We start from the raw sequence: 19,466 nt of genomic DNA, 5'->3' as shown, positions 1-19,466 counted from the left end.
GGAATTCGTCCGACCAAGGTTACGGACACAAAAACCAAGGTCACGGCTACTACAAAAATAAATATAAAAGCTCTAGCTAATCAAAAAAGCCGCGTATAGCGGCTCTTTTTTTATATACTCATTGACTCAGCGAATGCTCCAAATCCCTTACAAACTGTTGTGTATTTATATAAGGAGGATCGATCTGGAGAAGCTTGCGAAGCATTTGCTTGGTCATCGGTGATACAGTCAGTTCGTCCTCCCATCCTGAATTTAGTTCAACTTCAAAAGTACTTGAATCATAACCGGAATACAGCATAAAGAGAATAAAATGTCCAACAGCATATAAATCATTGGGTGCCTCCACGGTTCTACTTAGCGTTGTCTCATCATCCGATCCGAGTTCTGTGCGAATCGGCTCCCCTAAGCGACAGGCCAATCCGAAATCAATGAGGTTGATCTGATCTCCATCCAATATAACGTTCGGTATACGGATATCAAGATGAGCGAATCCTTGTTCATGAACATAAGTTAAAACCTCCATCAATTTACGAACGAAACAAAGTGCCTCTTTTTCGGAAAAGACTACCCCTCGCTCGAAAATGAGATCTTCCACCGTCTGTCCTTTCACTCGTTCAGTTACCATATACAACTGATCTTTATACTCAAACGACGCTAAGCATCTCTGAATCGAAGGATGCCGCAGCTGCCCCAGAACATCAATCTCCCGGTACAATAAATCTCGACCAATCTTCCCCTTGCTTGGCTTAGCTTGCTTAAGAACTACCTCTTGGCCGGAATTCATATCTATGCATATATAGGTCAACCCGTAGCTGCCAATGCCAAGGAATCGTTGTATTCGGTATTTGTTAGTGATGACTGTGCCCTCTCCTTTGGGATAGTCGATCCAAGCTTCGTATACCCCTTTCAAATACTCGAACAGATCCATGCTTCCTCCTGAAAACTTGAATTTGTTGAATTCCATTAATTCAAAGCCTTCTTAGTCCCTTTTTGCAATTGGAAACTCCACAATTTGAATGTTAAACAGATCGAAAACCCCAATAATTGCTAACGCAAAACCGCTGTTCCATAAAGCATGAATCCAGTTTTCTTCAAACTTCTTCTTGCAATCGTTAATAAGAGTTTGATTGATAATAATAGGAGATGTTACGGCTATCTCTGAGTAGAGATGTTTTCTTAAATCCAACTTATCAACCACCCAATTCAACCCTGCTTGGATCCCCTTATCGGTTTCAATTGTTGCCTCCTGGTGTGAGGCTATCCAGTTAAGCAACTGATCTACTCGTTCCTGAGTCATCTCCACTGTAACAGTAAACATAAAATCACTCATTTATAGTTTAGTGTGAAACGCCATTAGACTTTATAACAATCGATGACGTTCTATTATTTTAAAAGCCTGATTTAAGCAACTTAGATTGTTTAGCTTTACATCCATCATATCATTGAACACTCTATATATTAGTTTTGCTAATTCTATTTCATTTGTACATGCTATAGACTTTTGTGCTATCTTAATTATCTCAATATTATATTCGTCTTTTGGGGCACCTCCAGCCAAAAGACCAACAGGATCCCAATCATTAATTACTTCAGTTAAAAGCTCGGTACTTAATTCCACCTTTTATCACACCTTATTGTGAGTATCTATTTAGTGAACATATTCTTTCATTTGCTCTACAATCCTGCTCGTGAGCATAATAAAATGAGCAGGTTCCCGCAGCGCCTGCTCAGCGATGAACGCGAACGTATTGTACAATCTAACATGAACAAAAAAAATAACCTTAGCCGACTAGCGGCCAAGGCTATTTGAATACGCGCGAATTGGAGCCGATTCGCGATTAGTGACCCATCGTCACCGCCGGGTCCGGGATCTCCCCAACGGCGGCTCGGTCTTCTTCCTGCTTCTTCGGTTTACGCAGAAGAAGCGACAGTGCGACACCCGCGGTCGCGAGGCACGCGGAAAGAAAGAATGTATCGCCGTAACCCGCAACGATTGCACTTAGCGGATTTGCGTCCGCTCCCGCGCGTGCGGTGTGAGCAGTGATTTGAGACGTCAGATAACCCGTCAGGCCGGCAACCGCGAAAGAGACGACGACTTGCTGAGCTGCAGTTGTCAGCGGTGTAACGCGGCTCACCAGACGGCGAGGCGCAGAATTAAGGACATGCGTGTTGAGCGGCATCATAGTGAAGCCCATGCCGAGACCCATGATGCTGATGCACAGGATGATAACCAATAGAGAGGTATCCACCGATATGCCGGACAAGATGAAAAGTGAAGTGGATACGACGGTAAGACCGGCAAAAGCAAGCGGACGCGCGCCGATCTTGTCGAACAACCGGCCGCTAATGGGCATGCCGATTGCCGCGCATAGCGCATAAGGCATCAGAATCCAGCCCGTTTCAAACGCGGTATAGTGCATGACGCCTTGTAGGTACAGCGGAACGATCAGCATCGCACCGTACATCGCGAGCTGAACGATCCACGTCATGATGATGCTGCGTGTAAAGTCGGACGACTTGAACACTTTCAGCTCAAGCAGCGGCTGCTTCTGTGCCAGTTCCACGAAAATGAAGAGTATGAGCGCAATGCCACCGACGGCCAAGCCCGTGATCGTCGAAGCCGAGGTCCAGTTAGAGCCGCCTTCGCTTACGCCGTACGCCAGCATGGAGAAAGCGATCGGCGCGAGACACATGCCGATGAGATCCAAATGCGGCGCCGCATGGCGATCGGATTTCGGTAAATATTTATACCCAAGAATGAAGGCGATAATGCCGATCGGCAGATTGATGATGAAAATCCAGTGCCAACTGACAGAATCGACCAGCCAGCCGGATAGCACCGGTCCGAACGCCGGCGCTATCAGCATTGGAATTCCGAGTAAGCCCATGATAGATCCGCGGCGCTCTGGAGGCGCGAGCTTGAATACCATGGTCATCCCGATCGGGGCTACCATTCCGCCGCCTAAGCCTTGTATGATGCGGAAAATGATCAATTGTTCCGGCGTTTGCGCGATGCCGCACAGCACGGAGCCGATCGTGAACAGAGCGATCGTAATCATGAAAATTTGCTTAGATCCGAATTTATCGGACATCCAGCCTGCAAGCGGGATAACGGCGGATAAGGCCAGCGTATAGCCGGTGACTGTCCATTGGATTGTCTTCAGATCAGTGTCAAAGTATTCAACGAGTTTCGGAATGGCATTATTGACGACGGTGCTGTCCAAAATAACCATGATCATGGCGACAATAATTGCCATGAGCGGCGGTAGAATGGCTTTCAACGAGAAGCCGTCCCCGCCGGCTGTCATCGGTTTAGTTTGCGTAGGAGCTGACATAAGTTCCTGCTTTCTGCTCATCGAGCTGTGAATGGATGAAAATCATGGTCGTAGAACAAACTGATCTGTTCTTCGCCGGACGCCGACACGTACCCTGATCCGTCAATATGACACTTTTTCGCACAAATTCGCAGGCAATACTTGCACGAACGGTGACCAATCGTCCGTCGTGTAAAGATTTAGCCGGTGCATGGCCCGCGTACACGCCGTATAAAGAAGCTTGCGTTCGTTGTCCCGGCCGTAAGCTTCTAGCGATGCATCATAGACCAAGACTGCATCAAACTCGACACCCTTGGCGAGATACACGGGAATGACCATTACTCCTTTTTCAAAGTGCAGCGTCTCCTTCGCGATGAGCTGCAGAGCTTCGCCTCCATGAATCCGTAACGATTCGTAGGCCTCACGGCTTTCGGCTGCGGTCTTCGTAATGACCGCGATAGAATCAAATCCATCAGCCATGAGTTCCGCGATGTCTGCCAGAATTTGTGTATCACGCTTCTCTCCGCCGTCCAGTCTCGTCAGTAGGGGCTTTTGTCCTCCCCTTTCAAAAGGTGCAATTTCTTCTCCGTCTGGTAGCATCGATTTCGTAAATTCAACTATCTCTTTAGTAGAACGATAACTACGTAAAAGACAGACAAGGCTTGTTTCAGCTTCACCGTAAAGACGGACCAGTGGCGAATCAGATGCGGCCAAACTAGTAGCTTGCATAAAGATTGCTTGCCCAAAATCACCGAGCACCGTCATCCGGGCACGTGGAAACAGCTTTTTTAGATATTCATATTGAAACGACGAATAATCCTGACCTTCATCAACGAAGACATACCGGATTTCCGTGTTCGTACGGACGCCTTCGATCAGTTCTTTTACATACAAATACGGAGTCGCATCCTCGTGGAACAATTTGTTCCGGAGCAGCGTTTCCTTGGTTTGCCTGCATACTTCAGACCACAGCGGTGGGATGACGGCCCCATTCGTTTTCTCCCGATAAGCGGTTTCGTCGATAAACAATTCGCCATATATGCCTTTGACATCAACAAACGAGAGCTTCTTCACACTTTTCCTTAGCGGTTTAAAGCTTTCTCTTACGATTCTTCGGCGGAGCAGCTCTTCCTCCCGCTGGACGAAGTCAAAGTCGCCTTCATCTTCCCGGCGCTTGTTGTTAATCTTCTCCCGAACTACGGCGTATTGTTCCGCAACATCGAATACTTCCTTCTCTTTATGCAGCATTCCGAAGACTTCCATGTATTCCTCGTTGTCGAGATAATTCAATTCTTCCTGTACCCAAGGCGCTTCCCGTTCCATGCGTTCCAGCGAAGCCAGCTCATTCAGCAGCCATTCCTTCAAGAGAACGATACGATTGAGCAACGGCAGGGAATGATCATAACCGTAGAATACCGATCTCATACGCTTCTCGGTAATCAAATCGCGATCCCGAATCCGAATACTGTTGAATCGCATACCTTCCCGTCCCAACCATATTCCATAGTTCTGTATGGCCTTCAGGAAAGCATCGGAAGTTTTATACTCAATTCCCTGAAGACGAGCCTCATAACCCGGCGCTCCATGTGCGGTCAGTACATATTCGATCTGATCAAAGTTATCCTCTGGACGTAACGAAGAACCTAACCAATAGTCGAGATATTCTTGAAAAGTCGTCTGCTGCATGTTCTCTTCACCGAGCTCTGGAAGTACGGTGGAGATATAACTGGTAAACATCGGATTCGGAGAGAAAAGAACGATCTGATCAGCCCTAATCGTCTGGCGGTGTTTGTACAGCAAGTACGCAACTCGCTGCAATGCCGCGGATGTCTTACCGCTTCCGGCCGCCCCTTGTACGATAAGCATCCGGCTTTTGTCATCACGGATAATGGCGTTTTGTTCCTTCTGGATAGTTGCTACGATACTCTTCATTTGAGAGTCCGCACCTGTACCAAGCACTTGCTGCAGCAATTCGTCTCCAATCGTTTCGCTCGCGTCAAACATGTTGCGAATTTGCCCGTTTTGAATCTGAAACTGCCGTTTGAGCTCCATCACCCCTTCGATTCGTCCAGCTGGCGTGACATAAGACGCCACGCCGGGGGAGTAATCGTAATACAGGCTAGCGATTGGCGAACGCCAGTCATAGATCAGAAATCTCAATCCATCTTCGTCAACGAAGGAAGATACGCCGATATAGATCTGCTCGCCGAAGTCCAGACCATCCTCCTGAAAGTCGATGCGACCGAAATATGGAGACGGGAGCAGACGGTTCATGCTCTTCCATTGCTGAGTCAACAGCTTGTGGCCGCGTTCCCGCTCGGCCAATACCGCGGACTGCTGGTTAATCGTGTAGAAGGTCTCTTCGAAATCTTCGTGCGTGCTTGTGTTAATCGTAACTTCTTCCCAAAACCGCTTACGGATGTCCGACGCCTGATCGCCTAGACCTGCAACCTCCGGCTCCAGGTCGGTGATTCTCGCCTGCAGCTTGTTCCTGACTTGTTCCAACCGCTCTTGTTCTTGCCACAAATCCCTCGTATTCATCTCTCCCTGAACACACTCCTTTTTCCATTTATTTGGAATTAAAAAAGAGCATTGACAAATCAAATTTCCAGATGTACAATTAAAGTAGGAATAAAATTAGATACATCTTTTATGTTAAAATGTCAATAACGCTATCGATTATATCATAGCGTTATTTTGAGTTCAATTTATTTTTCTGATCTTCGGCAGAACTAATCACTTCCCCTGATTGTGGAAAGTTTAAATAATCCATTGTAGTGATAAGCTGCCAGGAAATGACTCTTGAAGAATTCAAGAGTCATTTTTTTATGTCCACTTACTCTGAATTGTAATATGTCTGCATAACTTCCTCGAAATGAATAATTTCGCACAAAAAAAGGGTGATCTTTATTTGATAAAGACCACCCTTTTTACGCTAATGTTAAAATAATGAGCTGTCGGTTACTGGGAACTGATTCATGTTAATCCTCCCTACCCGTTTACCTGAGCGTGCTCAATTTGTTTTATTATTCTTGCAGGGCTTCCGCCTACAACAGTATGATCAGGCACATCTTTAGTTACAATTGCACCAGAGGCAATCACAACATTATTCCCGATTTTCACACCAGGATTAATGACAGCTCTTCCACCTATCCATACATTATCACCGATTGTAACCGGTATTCCGTACTCAACACCTGAAATTCTCTCTTCAGCATTAAGAGGGTGGGTCGCTGTATAGATATGAACGCCCGGCGCAATAAAACAATTATCTCCTATCCGAATTTCGCATACATCCAAAAATACACAATCAAAATTCGCATAGAAGTTTTCACCAACATGGATATTATATCCGTAATCACAACGGAATGTAGGTTCTACATATAAGCTCTTTCCAGTCGATCCAAACAGTTCTTTCAGTAATTCAATCCTCTGGCTATCATCCGTTTCTAGTGATTGATTAAATAATCGAGTTAGTCTTCGAGCATTTAGTCTGTCTTTTACTAATACCGGATCGCCTGCAAGATAGAGTTCACCATTCAACATTTTCTCTTTTTCTGTTTTCAATTTAAAAATCTCCTTTTCGCAATCGTACACATTTAATTAGCAGAAATATGGGTATTCTTGTCCCCACGGTGGAGCAGCTTCTTTTTCAAATAGACATTCAGTCTTTCTGTAAACAAGAACATAGCTGCGGCTAACACAATGATATAAAATGGCAAGACTCCCATTGTTGTATAAGCAGCAAGGAACCCTAGAATCGGAGGCATTAGTGTACTACCCGTATAAGCCATCGCCATTTGGTAACCCATAATGGTCTGGGAATGCTTATTACCAAAACGTATAGGTGTTTCATGCAGCATACATGGGAAAATGGGGGCTAATCCAAATCCAATGATTATAAAACCTGCAAGCGAAAACCCAATCGGTAATGGAAGGATTAGAAGTGCTGCACCAAGTAGAGCTATTATTTGACCACTTCGAATGAGATGACGGTTACTTATCTTAAATGTGATAAAGCCAGTTATGAACCTTCCAACTGTAATCCCTGCAAAATAGTAAGAAACCCATTTAGCAGCTGCTGCAGCGGGCAAATCCTTCATATCAACTAAAAAGCTGCTTCCCCACAAGCCTACGCTTGCTTCAATACCGCAATAGAACAAGAAGGATACCAAAGCTAACTTAACGCCTTTAATCTGCAACGGCTTTGTCGTTTTTGTGAGCTCATCCTCTGATCCAACGTTTAAATCTCTCAGTTCCTCGCTTGATTTGTTTTTGCTGATTTTTGCTACCCTAGCCCATAATGGGAGTGTAAAAAGAAGGATAAGTACTAATACAAACTGAATGCCAGCTACATTCAGATAACCTTGTCTCCAAATGTTTTCCTTAGAAATATACTGTGCCATAATGACAGGACCTAACGTAGCTCCAACTCCCCAAAAACAGTGCAACCAGCTCATATGATGTGCTTTGTAATGGGCAGCGACGTAATTGTTTAGACCCGCATCTACCGATCCTCCACCTAATCCAAGTGGAATCGCAAATAAAAACAACCACACAAGTGAGGGAGAAAAAGAGAATCCAAGCAAAGCTCCAGCTGTCATTAGGCAACTTATTAGAGTGACTTTTCCCGTTCCAAAACGCTTAATGACGGTTCCGCTTACCAAACTAGAAACAATGGTACTCGCTGCAATTATCATAAATAGTACACCTGCTGTCTCAGGAGGCGCGTCAACATCCAATTGCATGACTGGCCAAGCAGAACCTAGTAATGAATCAGGTAACCCTAAGCTAATAAAAGCCAAATAAATTATTAATAAAAAGAAAGTAGCCATCGTTTTCACCCATCCATTTTTTTTAGCTGCTCGTTTCAGAAATCATGAGGCCCAGCCCAAGCGTCTGTAATCCATATAAATAATCTTGCTTCCAGTCACTGATGGTAAGCTCTGGGATATGTGCTTCAGGGATATATGTAGCACTTTTTTTGGCAATACGACTTATCAAGGCTTCGTTCACTTCATCTGTACAAAATATAATGGTGTGAGGATTAATAATAGCAATAAATGATGTTAATAATCGGCTAATTGCATCAATTCCATCATCATTCATACGCTCTTTACCGCCCCCAGAAGCTGCATCCATAGCTTGATGAAAATTTCGATCATCATACTGAGGGACGAACGATACCTCACCCGAGAAGAAAGTACTTCCCCGCACAACATCACCATTGATCATGATGCCCGCTCCAGGTCCGTTTTGACCGAAATACAAATAGATTAGTGAGCGATTTTCATTACTTGGCCTGTTAAAGTTATATCCCAGTACTGCTGCATTCATATCATTCTCAACAATGACAGGGATAGATAACCTCTCTTCGAAGTATCCTTTCAAATCAAAATTATGAAATCGTTCATAGCTTGGAATATGAATAATTCGACCTTTGTTCACCGAGCCTGGCACTCCAATTGCCATTGAACTAATTTTGGGGTGCGTCTCAATAATCCCTTCAATTTGTTTCGTTAAGCTAACAACATCATCCATGAGAACACTTGAAGTTTTACCTTGCTCCTTCACTTCACCAAGACAATTAAAAACGATGTAATTCGTTTCATCTTTCTCTAAGAAAATAGCCAAACCGAGCATATACTCTGGATTATAAGCATATCTCTTCGCTCTTCTCCCGCCGCTTGAATCATCCATACCAGCTTGAACAATCTCCCCGTCCTTCTCCATTTGAGTTAGGAACTTGCTGATAGTCGGAAAGCTAATTCCTAATTTGTGACTCAGTTCAACTTTCGTTGCGCTTCCAAGCTCTAGTAGAACGGTTCGTATACCGCGAAGGATGACCTTTTTCATATCTTTTGGCGTTGTAAGTAAATCATTCACAATGTTCACCACCTTATTTCGACAACTTATTAAACATCTTTAATAAGTCTTCGTGATAATATCAGAAATATATCGTTAATGCAATAAGAAAAATATCTTAAATTATGGACTGCAATTCCGTTGTTGGCTTAATAAAATAAGCAGGCCGCCGAAGCGCCTGCTCATTAATTTTTTTATAAGACTAGGTCCCGCAAAAGGTCTGGTAAGGGATTGTTGTTTCCGCAGGCGCAGTGGCATACTCAGCCTGCTCAGGCTCATGCGCGTATGGTTTCGAAAGAACTTCAAGTAGTTGCTCCATTACGTTGTTGACCCCTCGTTTCACAACAGCTTCCAATGCTTCTTCTACCCTGTGATTACGAGGAATGACAGCAGGATTACTGCTTCGCATCAACTCATGTGAGGCTGCTTTTGTTTCCTGCTGCCTGCTTAATCTCGATTGCCATTGCGCATTCCACTCTACAAATTCAGGAGTTCCAAACAGAACCCTATCCTCTAACTTATCAAAAGTTAATGCGAGAAAGGTGTTCGTGTAATCCGCATGATACTTTTCCATCAAAGTAAGTAGACCTTTAATAAGGGATTCATCCTCTGGCTCATCGTTAAAAATGCCGAGTTTCCTCCTCATTCCGCTGAGCCAATTATTGTAGAACAGATCAATGAAATCTGAAATTGCTTTCTCTGCGAGTTTGACAGCTTCATCCTCGTTATCATGAAGCAACGGTAATAGCGTCTCAGCAAATCTCGCAAGATTCCATGCGGCAATATTAGGCTGATTGCCATAGGCATAACGACCATGAATGTCGATAGAACTGAACACCGTTGCTGGATCATATGTATCCATGAAAGCACAAGGACCATAATCAATAGTTTCTCCACTAATAGACATATTATCCGTATTCATCACCCCGTGAATAAAGCCTACGAGTTGCCAATTAGCAATCAACGCAGCTTGACGCTTTATTACTTCTTGAAGAAGTGAAAAATAACGGTTTTCATCAGCATAAACTTCCGGATAGTGTCTTTTTAATGTGTAATCAGCTAAATCCCGAAGATCCTGAACAGAGCCCCACTTTGCAACGTATTGAAAGGTTCCAACACGCAGATGACTTGCAGCTACACGGGTCAAGATTCCGCCAGGCAGCCCCGTTTCGCGCATTACGGTCTCACCGGTTGTCACCACTGCTAAGCTGCGTGTGGTTGGAATACCAAGCGCATACATCGCTTCGCTAATTATGTATTCACGTAGCATCGGACCAAGTGCCGCTCGACCATCTCCTCGACGTGAGTATGGTGTTGGACCTGAACCCTTAAGCTGAATATCAACCCGCTCACCTTTGGGCGTTATCTGTTCACTAAGCAACAAAGCTCGACCGTCTCCTAGCATATTAAAATGCCCGAATTGATGCCCTGCATATGCTTGTGCAAGCGGCAATGCTCCTTCAGGGATCTGATTGCCAGCGAGAATGGCTACGCCTTCTTCGCTTTGAAGCGCTTGAATACTCAACCCCAGTGATGTTGCCAATGTATCATTGAGAATGATCAACTTCGGTGATCGAACAGGGGTTGGGTTGAGTCTGGTAAACATGGATACCGGCAGACCTGAATAGCTGTTGTCTAAATTCCATCCTGTTTCAAATATTTCTTTTTTATATGTCATTTTTACTCCTTCATTCTTTATTTTATTTTCCTTCCACCTATAACAAAAAAATAGCATTATGATATTTTTAATTATCTACATACTATATCAAAACTTACTGTTTTAGGGTTTACTCCTGCCCATAAATTATACCCTTTTCACGCTTAGATAGTGCTTGTAAATACGTTATATATTTATACTTTAGCTAAAAACACTCGAACTTTACAAATCCATAACCTTTTCATTCTTTGATGCAGCCTCCATCAGGAAATCTTTTTAAAGAGTTGATATTTATTATAAAACAATTTTTAGCTATCTTGCTATTCTGACATTTAAATCTCTTCATTTTTGTGGAGAAAACTGGTATTCTTCTAAGAGCAGAGTTTGCTATTTTACATCAGCTTAATTTTGGAGGAGAACCCACTTGTCAAACAGATCATTTCTTTTAACATTACTTATTATTGTAGTATTTTTAACAGGATGTTCAAAAGTAAATCTAGAAGAAAAATACATTGAACAAATGAATAAAAATTTCGATGAATCTGAAAAAGCAATTGATGAGATAAACTCAGTTTTAGCACTAGCATTCGAGGGTGAATACTGGCAACTTAAAGAGCCTGCACAAAAACAAAAAGAAATCTTGGACAATATCTTGCTTCGATTAAAAGACAATCCACCCGACAAGTTTACAGACGAACATAAAACCATTCAATTGCTTTTCAAAACGATCAAAGAATACAACAATATCATGATAAATTTCAGTGAAGACGGCAATAAAGAAGCTTTTAAAAATATCGATGCGGTAACGAATAGCCTCAATAAATATTTGGATAGCTCCGTGTTCTTAAAAGAATATCGAATTGATGGTTATAAGAGTCAGTTTGATTATGAGGCAGCATTTAAACAAATCGAAGAAAATAGCCGTATGAACAAAGTCGATTACAGCAAAAACATAAAAGAATCGTATGAACAATTTATTGTCTTCGTTAATGCTATGATGGAAATAATGAAGACCTATGCTATTGCACCAAATGATCAAACATTATTGGATACAGCTGAAAATACTGCAAAGGGGTTAAAAATACTACATAATAAAATGAACGTAGTAAAACCCCCAGTTGAATATGAAATAAAGAATGGCGATTTTGCTAAACTAGTCGAGCTTTATGTATCTGCATCAGAACTACTCGAAAAGGCAATGAGAATGCCTGATGATGTTTCTATACATGAAAAAATGAACGAGTATTTATTGGAGAGCAACAAATATTTGGAAAGCACTTATTCTTTAGTAAATGAATTAACTGGGGCTAAGTTACAAATTCCATCAACTACCCCTACCATTACAGAAGAAACTAACGAATTGGATGAAGCCAAATGGGAAACCTATAAAAATCAAAGATTTGGATTCCTTATAGGCTATCCAAAAGACTGGACAAAAGGCGAAGAACCGACAAATGGCGATGGTATAACGATTAGTGACGGAAATGGTTCATCGATAAACGCGGCAGGAGGTTTCTATTTCGAAGATCTCCCACCTGATCTTACTGATTATGAGAAAGTAAATACAGGAAAGACAGGGTTCACCACTTATCAAAATACAACTATTGATGGAAATAATGCTATTGTAACGAAGCAAATTCATATCCGAGACGATAAAAGAATTGAGTTTGAAACAATAATCACAATCGCCAATGGTGAAGACATTAACCTAGCATTCGATATTCTTAAAACATTCGAAATATATATTGGAGATGAAGGATAAAACCTGATACATCATCAACCTTAAAAAATGAGTTACAAAGCGAAATTCCACAGGTTTTTTATTGAATGAGCCAAGTTTCAAATATAAAAAAGGTGATCACATTGGTCACCTTTTTTCACTTCATTTATTTTAAATCAATTGACTTAATATCTTAACTTGCGTATCGAGCTTACCCGCAGAATCGCCGATTCCTACGAATTCATCAACGGCTTGCTGTATAAGATGCTGACTATTGTCGATTGTCTTCTGTGAACTTTTGGTACCCGCACTAACCTTGTCGACCTGTTTAGATATTCCCTCAACAGTAGCTCGTATCTCGTTTGTAGCCTCCTCAACTTGATTAGCCAGCTTGCGTACTTCAGTCGCTACAATGTTAAAGCCGCGACCATGCTCCCCTGCATGTGCTGCCTCTATCGCTGCGTTTAATGCTAGAAGTTTGGTTTGCGAAGCAAAACCCCGAATCGTTTGTACAACATCATGAATAGCACTGGTCTGTTGCTCTAAGTCATGAAGCAATCTTAAGTTGCTGTCATTTTCACTCAATACATGCTCTATTGCTTTAGCCACTTGCTGAGTACGACTTATTCCATCTTCCGTACGTTGGTGTAAATTTTCAGCCATTTGTTGTAATTCACTTGTTAGTTTAATGGCAGCCGTTTCTCTTGTCGTTATGTCTGTTGCTACTTTCAGGACACCTACAATCTGTCCATCATCATTACTAACTGGCATGTATGTAGCTTCAAAACAAAGTATTCTTCCGTCCTTCGCTACGCGAACAATCTTCTCTTGAAATTTCAGACCATTTCTCAAGTTATCCCAAAGCTTCACATAGCCTGAGCTTGTAGCAAAATCCGCAGTACAAAATTGACGATGGTGCATGCCGAGTAGTTCGGAGACCTGGTAACCCATTGCCCGAGCAAAATGTTCATTAGCCCAAAGTACATCTCCCTGCGAATTAAACTCTATCATAGCTAGAGATTGCTCTAATGCCGCCAAAACTGCTTTTCCTTCTAACACCTGTGTACTTTCATAGATTCCCTGTTTCTCCATCTACCGATGCACCTCCTCTAATTACTTGAAAAATTAACCACATTGAAAATAGACTCTTGCAAATTATACAAGAAAAAATATATGAAATGAAGAAATATCTTTACTGTCAACTATATTTTCAAAAAAAATAATATTAAACATACATTTCATAAAATAAACCCCATTGGATTTGCTTATCCAGTGGGGTTTATTAGCACAAAAAAAGTGATTAAATTCAAACTAAAAAATAGAAACAATTTTATCAAGTATGCCAGTTACATCAAGAAAAACGATGATAATCGCTAAAGGAATAATAAATCTCATTATAAAAAACCAGATTTGAAATGCAGTAGACCCGAACCGAGAATGCTGCAACAATTCCTCTCGCAAAGTGCTTTTCTTAATTTTTAGCGGAACGAAAATTGAGATCAAAAACACTCCAAGCGGCATTAAAATATTACTAACTAAATAATCGGCTGAATCAAATAAATTTTTCGTGAAAATGATGAAATCAGATAGAACGCTATAAGACAATGCAGAGGGAACGCCTACTACAAAGATTAGAATGCCAATAATATATGCGTATTTTGTTCTCTTCTCCTCTTTCCCTTTCACAACAGATGCTACAATTATTTCTAACATTGAAAAGGCTGAAGTTAATGTAGCAAACAAAAACAATGATAAAAATCCTAAAAAGAAAACTTCTCCAAACATGATTTGATCAAAAACAGCAGGCAATACAACAAACAATAAGCCAGGTCCTTCAGATGGTTCTAAACCAAGTGAAAATACAGCTGGGAAAATAGCTAATCCTGCTAATAAAGCAATCAAAACATTCATTGTAACAATTGAAATTGCCGGTTGAATTAAGCTTTCTTTTTTCGAGAGATAAGAACTATACGTTACCATTACAGATACTCCAACACTTAAGGAGAAGAAAGCTTGGCCCATTGCAAACAGAATACTTTGCGATGTAATATTTGAGAAATCAGGTGCTAAAAAGAATTTTACACCTTCCATTGCGTTATCGAGTGTGAGTGAGCGAATGATTAGAACAATAAATAGTATAAATAAAGCGGGCATCAAAATTTTACTCACTTTTTCAATTCCATTTTGAATCCCTTTTGCTACTACTAAGACAGTAACAGCCAAAAACACAAATTGAGCTGCAATAACCAGTGTAGGATTTCCAATCGTCACGTTAAAGACGGTTCCGTAGTCTGCTCCCTCACTAATTATCCCGCCAAACAAACCTTTAACAAAATATATAACGATCCAACCGCCAATTACACTATAAAAAGACAGTAAAAGAAAGCAAGTAAATACCCCTAGCTTTCCAATCCAATGCCAGTTACTATTAGGCGCTAAACTGCGATAAGCACTAATGGCTTCCTTTTGTGTGCTTCTGCCAATAACAAACTCTGCTAATAACAATGGAAAACCCATAAACAAAGTAAATAAGATAAAAAGAAGAAAGAATGCGCCTCCTCCACTTATACCCGTAACATAAGGAAGCTTCCATATTGCGCCTACTCCAATAGCTGATCCTGCTGCTGATAAAATAAAACCAATCTTTGATGACCACTGCTCTGATGCTTGCACGCTAATCAATCCAATCTAATTTTAATATGTCCTCAACGCAACAATGTAAAAGACAAAAAAAGCAACATCTCTATCATTAACGATAGGGACGTTGCTTATTATGCGGTACCACCCTAATTGGAAAAAAAACTTATTTTTACACCAACCATTAATTTTTTAATAACTGGGAGATCGGCTAAATAATGTGCTTTTCGTCGCTCATTCGATATTAATAATAATAAACGGAATTATAGTATGGTAACAACTAAAGGTCAACCCTTTATTGAGAATTTAATCCCGGATTGTATTTATCTATGCCTGATGTTATTCTAACTATTAGAGATGCAATCAAAGGAGCATAAACCTTATCATGTGGATTACTCTGTAAAGATTAACAATTCGAAAAGATGCCTGTAATAGTGATTACACTATTTTATTAGGCATGCTTTTCTTTAATCTTACAGGGTATGCAGGGAAAGGTAGATCATAGATCCCTACTGCGGATACCTAATGGTATTCGCTTTTTTCATTGGGAAACCGCATCTCTATTGATTCTTACCTGCATATCCTCCCAATAGCGAATGGAGGAATTTTATTATGAGACCGAGGTTAGTTTTGATTGAAGGATTACCAGGATTCGGGAAAACGACAACTGCTCAACTCGTTCATGAAATTCTTACGGATATGCATATTAAATCTCAACTGTTTTTAGAAGGAACGCTAGAACATCCTGCTGATTATGATGGAGTCGCCTTTTTTAAGAAAAATGAATTTAATGAACTAATGAGTACCCATGAAAAATTTAAAGATTTCTTGAGTAATTATATGATTAAACAAGGTAACAATTACTTCTTAGAATATCGGAAAATAAAAAATGAATACGGGGCAAGTTTTCCAGATGAATTGCTGCAAGCAGTTGTCAAACATGATATTTATGAATTGTCACTAGATCAAAACAGGAAACTGATAACAGAAAGATGGAAGAAGTTTACGGAGAGTGTTTGGAATGGAACAGACACCTTTGTTTTTGATTGTTGTTTCATCCAAAACCCAGTAACAATCGGGATGATTAAATATGGTGCAAAGAATGATGACGTTATACGTTATGTTACAGAACTGGCAACAATTGTGGAGCGACTAAATCCGTTATTGATTTACGTAGAACAGAACGATCTTGATCATTCTTTCAGAAAAGCTGTAAAGGAAAGACCGCAAGAATGGTCAGAAGGATTTATTGACTATTATACAAATCAAGGGTATGGAAAAAAGCAGAGTTACAAAGGGTTAGAAGGAACTCTGCAGGTTCTTAAAGCAAGACAGGAACTGGAAAATGAAATTTTTAACAGCGTAACAATAGCCAAGAAAAAAGTGGATAACTCTTTGTATAATTTAAACGATTATAAGCAAGCTCTAGTAGAGATTTTATCAGAATATTTTAGCTCAACAAACTAACGATACACTTTACGTTCAAACAATAAGGAGCATTTTACCGCGTTACCTGCTCCTTATTGTTTTTAATCTACGTGCTGCAAATCCTCTATAAATAGCTGTCATCTTTCCCCTTTAATAAGTCCCTTGAGAAACAATCGTTTTTATGTAACTATACTTATCCATCTTCACTAATCTACACTCTGGAACATGTGGACTTGTTTTCATTTGTAACGTTAAGCGGTTCAATAATTGAACTAAATGATCCCGCTCTTGATCATGGATAGTAAATTCTAAACCATATCGGTATATGTTATTCTCTATTTCTTCTTTCCAAACAACATTACCAATTACATTAATGATTTCAGCTAAAATCTCCGTCTCAAATTCCAATATAATGTCTTCATTCACCGCTAAAATTAAATGCGATAAAAAACGAAGTCCACCCGCCCCAATATCTTCAATTAACACTTCCGTCTTACCTAAATCTAAATCTTTGTCTTTGATTTTAATAATCGTCATTTGTGAACTTAATGGGAAAGTAAGATGGACACGAAAATACTTTCGCCTATTTACAAATGGGATTTGTTGATTGGTTCCAGAGGGTATCAATATCTTATTAGCTAATAGCTTATTAAACTCTGCAGCAGGAACTGGTTTACTAAAAATGTAACCTTGTATTTCATCGCATTCTTGTTGTTTTATAAAAATAAGTTGTTCCTTCGTTTCAACGCCCTCAGCAACTACTTTCAAACCTAAACCATGGGCCAAATGGATGATTGATTTTACGACTGTAGCATTTGAATGATTAGTGGTGACGTTGTGAATGAAATACTTATCAATTTTTAATACATCAACATTGAATTGCGTTAAATAAGCAAGAGAAGAATATCCAGTTCCAAAATCATCTAATGATACTTTAATACCGAGTGTCTTTAACTTTGTAATTATGGATTCAACCAATTTTTGATTATCTAAAATGGATGTTTCAATGATTTCAATTTCTAGCCAGCTTCCTTCTACCCGTGTTTCCTTTAATAACTGTTGTATATACGGGATAAAGTTTTTTGATAAAAACTGATCAGCAGAAACGTTTATAGAAATAGGTACAAACGGGATTCCTTCAACTTGCCATGAGTTAATTTGTTTACATACGGTTCTTCCAACCCATTGGGTCAGAGGGCGTATCAGACCAGTATCTTCTGCTATAGGGATAAATTCAGCAGGTGATAACATTCCCCATTCTGGATGGTTCCAACGGACAAGTGCTTCTGCACTCACAATTTCTCCCGTTTTCGCATTCACTCGCGGTTGATAATGTAATTCCAGCTTATTATTTTCTATTGCTGCACGAAGTTCTTTTTCAAGTGAGAACCTTTTAAAACAGTCAATTTCCATTACTGGATTATAAAATGTATATTTGTTTCTGCCCTTTTCTTTTGAACGATAAAGGGCTATATCTGCATTTTTCACTAAAGTTTGAGCATCTTGTGCATGATGAGGGTAAAAACTAATTCCTAAACTAGTTGTAATATAATTTTCATAATCATCTATACGAAAAGGTCTCTCCTCAATATTTTTAATGATACTAGTAGCTATCTTTTCTACGGCTTCTTTGTTATCGAATTGCTTGTTCAATATTATCGCAAATTCATCGCCTCCTAGACGGGCAACAAATCCTTTATCACCTATAATGCGAACTAATCTAACTGAAAATTCTTTGATAAATTGATCTCCCAAACCATGCCCAAGTGTATCGTTAATCGTTTTAAATCTATCCAAATCTATATATAGAAGCGCAAATGAGTGTTGATTTTTATTGGATTGCTCTAAAAATTGTTCTAACTCCTTTTCAAAAAACCTACGATTAGGAAGATCTGTTAAATAATCATGATAAGCCATACGTTCTATAATTTGTTCATGATTTTTACGCTCTGTAATATTGAATGCATATCCAATTAACCCCCCGTTTGAAGGAATAACTCTAACCTCTAGCCATTCTTTAGTTGGTTCATAGTAATCTTCAAATGTAATGGGGACTTGTTCTTTAATAGCCTTATGGTAGAAATGGTAGAATGATGTGCCAATTGCTTCTGGGAGTACATCCCAAATATTATATCCCATAAGTTCTTCACGGTTTTTTCCAACAAAATGTTCCATTGGCTTATTTATATAACTAATACACCAATTACGGTCAATAATAAAAAAACCGTTGGTTATATTATCGAGAATAGATTCGCTTGGCGGTAGGTAGAATACATTATTTCTACTATCTACAGAATCTTTTATCGATGAATTTCTTTTAAATAAACTCATATGTGCCTCATCATCCTGTATATTTTTTTGTATTGATAACCACATTTTCAAGCTTCTACTAACCTTTATTACATTTAAAAAACAAAAAGTGGCTTACTCGATTAAAACCGAGTAAGCCACTTTTTTTGGTCAACAAGAAATAGAAGTGGTATATCGGTAGCTGGCTGACATGGAATGGATATCCTTTAGTCCCTATAGCTTTGCGTCCCCATCTTTTGATGGGTTTGCCTTTATCAATAAGAAGAAACAATTATGTTGTACCTATTATCTTAGGCATTATTACCTATTAAATCAATATCAAAAATTAAAATATTACTATTCCGATTGTATAGGTGTTCCTTGATGAAAAAACATTTCCAACCTTCGTTGCTTAATTTCCATATTGAACTACGTAATGTATGTTGCATTTTTAAATAATTGAATATTTTGTATGTAGTTAATATTGTTTTCCAGTTCAAACAACCGTTTCTTTATGGATTCGTTACTTTCCATTTCAAGTGACCTTCCTTCATTT

General features: G+C 39.9%; 14 protein-coding genes and 1 riboswitch. Of the genes, 2 read left to right on the top strand and 12 right to left on the bottom strand.

Going from position 1 to position 19,466, the window contains the following annotated elements; all coding sequences use genetic code 11:
* Window positions 1–118 precede the first annotated feature (118 nt).
* The 9 genes from AC0YOD_RS09420 to AC0YOD_RS09380 form a co-directional block, all read right to left on the bottom strand.
* A complete protein-coding gene (locus AC0YOD_RS09420) occupies window positions 119–964 on the bottom strand; it encodes a serine/threonine protein kinase (RefSeq protein WP_475799008.1) in 846 nt (281 codons plus the stop codon).
* 15 nt (window positions 965–979) lie between these two features.
* A complete protein-coding gene (locus tag AC0YOD_RS09415; RefSeq protein WP_475799007.1) occupies window positions 980–1,330 on the bottom strand; it encodes a hypothetical protein in 351 nt (116 codons plus the stop codon).
* 30 nt (window positions 1,331–1,360) lie between these two features.
* Window positions 1,361–1,618, bottom strand: a complete 258-nt coding sequence (locus AC0YOD_RS09410; RefSeq protein ID WP_475799006.1) for a hypothetical protein — start codon at window positions 1,616–1,618, stop codon at window positions 1,361–1,363.
* Window positions 1,619–1,838: 220 nt separating this feature from the next.
* On the bottom strand, window positions 1,839–3,308 hold the full coding sequence (locus AC0YOD_RS09405; RefSeq protein WP_475799005.1) for an MDR family MFS transporter: 1,470 nt from the start codon (window positions 3,306–3,308) through the stop codon (window positions 1,839–1,841).
* A gap of 129 nt (window positions 3,309–3,437) precedes the next feature.
* Window positions 3,438–5,855 (bottom strand): RNA polymerase recycling motor HelD, encoded by a 2,418-nt coding sequence (gene helD, locus AC0YOD_RS09400; protein WP_475799004.1) that lies wholly within the window; start codon window positions 5,853–5,855, stop codon window positions 3,438–3,440.
* A gap of 450 nt (window positions 5,856–6,305) precedes the next feature.
* Window positions 6,306–6,881, bottom strand: coding sequence for a maltose acetyltransferase domain-containing protein (locus AC0YOD_RS09395; RefSeq protein ID WP_475799003.1), 576 nt, complete (start codon window positions 6,879–6,881; stop codon window positions 6,306–6,308).
* Between the two features lie 32 nt (window positions 6,882–6,913).
* Window positions 6,914–8,149, bottom strand: a complete 1,236-nt coding sequence (locus AC0YOD_RS09390) for an MFS transporter (RefSeq protein ID WP_475799002.1) — start codon at window positions 8,147–8,149, stop codon at window positions 6,914–6,916.
* 22 nt (window positions 8,150–8,171) lie between these two features.
* A complete protein-coding gene (locus tag AC0YOD_RS09385) occupies window positions 8,172–9,200 on the bottom strand; it encodes an ROK family transcriptional regulator (RefSeq protein WP_475799001.1) in 1,029 nt (342 codons plus the stop codon).
* 181 nt (window positions 9,201–9,381) lie between these two features.
* Window positions 9,382–10,857: a protein adenylyltransferase SelO gene (locus tag AC0YOD_RS09380; RefSeq protein WP_475799000.1), complete on the bottom strand. Its 1,476-nt coding sequence runs from the start codon at window positions 10,855–10,857 to the stop codon at window positions 9,382–9,384.
* A gap of 403 nt (window positions 10,858–11,260) precedes the next feature.
* Here AC0YOD_RS09380 and AC0YOD_RS09375 point away from each other — a divergent pair, with 403 nt between their 5' ends.
* Window positions 11,261–12,598, top strand: a complete 1,338-nt coding sequence (locus AC0YOD_RS09375; protein ID WP_475798999.1) for a hypothetical protein — start codon at window positions 11,261–11,263, stop codon at window positions 12,596–12,598.
* 129 nt (window positions 12,599–12,727) lie between these two features.
* Here AC0YOD_RS09375 and AC0YOD_RS09370 read toward each other — a convergent pair whose 3' ends face one another.
* Window positions 12,728–13,648 (bottom strand): methyl-accepting chemotaxis protein, encoded by a 921-nt coding sequence (locus tag AC0YOD_RS09370; protein WP_475798998.1) that lies wholly within the window; start codon window positions 13,646–13,648, stop codon window positions 12,728–12,730.
* A gap of 219 nt (window positions 13,649–13,867) precedes the next feature.
* Entirely contained in the window at window positions 13,868–15,229 is a 1,362-nt protein-coding gene (locus AC0YOD_RS09365) for a sodium-dependent transporter (RefSeq protein ID WP_475798997.1), read from the bottom strand.
* 576 nt (window positions 15,230–15,805) lie between these two features.
* Here AC0YOD_RS09365 and AC0YOD_RS09360 point away from each other — a divergent pair.
* On the top strand, window positions 15,806–16,660 hold the full coding sequence (locus AC0YOD_RS09360; RefSeq protein WP_475798996.1) for a P-loop NTPase family protein: 855 nt from the start codon (window positions 15,806–15,808) through the stop codon (window positions 16,658–16,660).
* A gap of 111 nt (window positions 16,661–16,771) precedes the next feature.
* Here the strand turns inward: AC0YOD_RS09360 and AC0YOD_RS09355 are convergent, their stop codons facing one another.
* Window positions 16,772–18,997, bottom strand: a complete 2,226-nt coding sequence (locus tag AC0YOD_RS09355; protein WP_475799336.1) for an EAL domain-containing protein — start codon at window positions 18,995–18,997, stop codon at window positions 16,772–16,774.
* Window positions 18,998–19,104: 107 nt separating this feature from the next.
* A riboswitch (cyclic di-GMP riboswitch) is annotated at window positions 19,105–19,191 on the bottom strand.
* Window positions 19,192–19,466 lie beyond the last annotated feature (275 nt).

The sequence above is a fragment of the Paenibacillus sp. J31P13 genome (assembly GCF_056269295.1).
The sequence above is the reverse complement of the archived record's forward strand: the minus strand, read 5'-3'. Positions and strand labels throughout refer to the sequence as shown.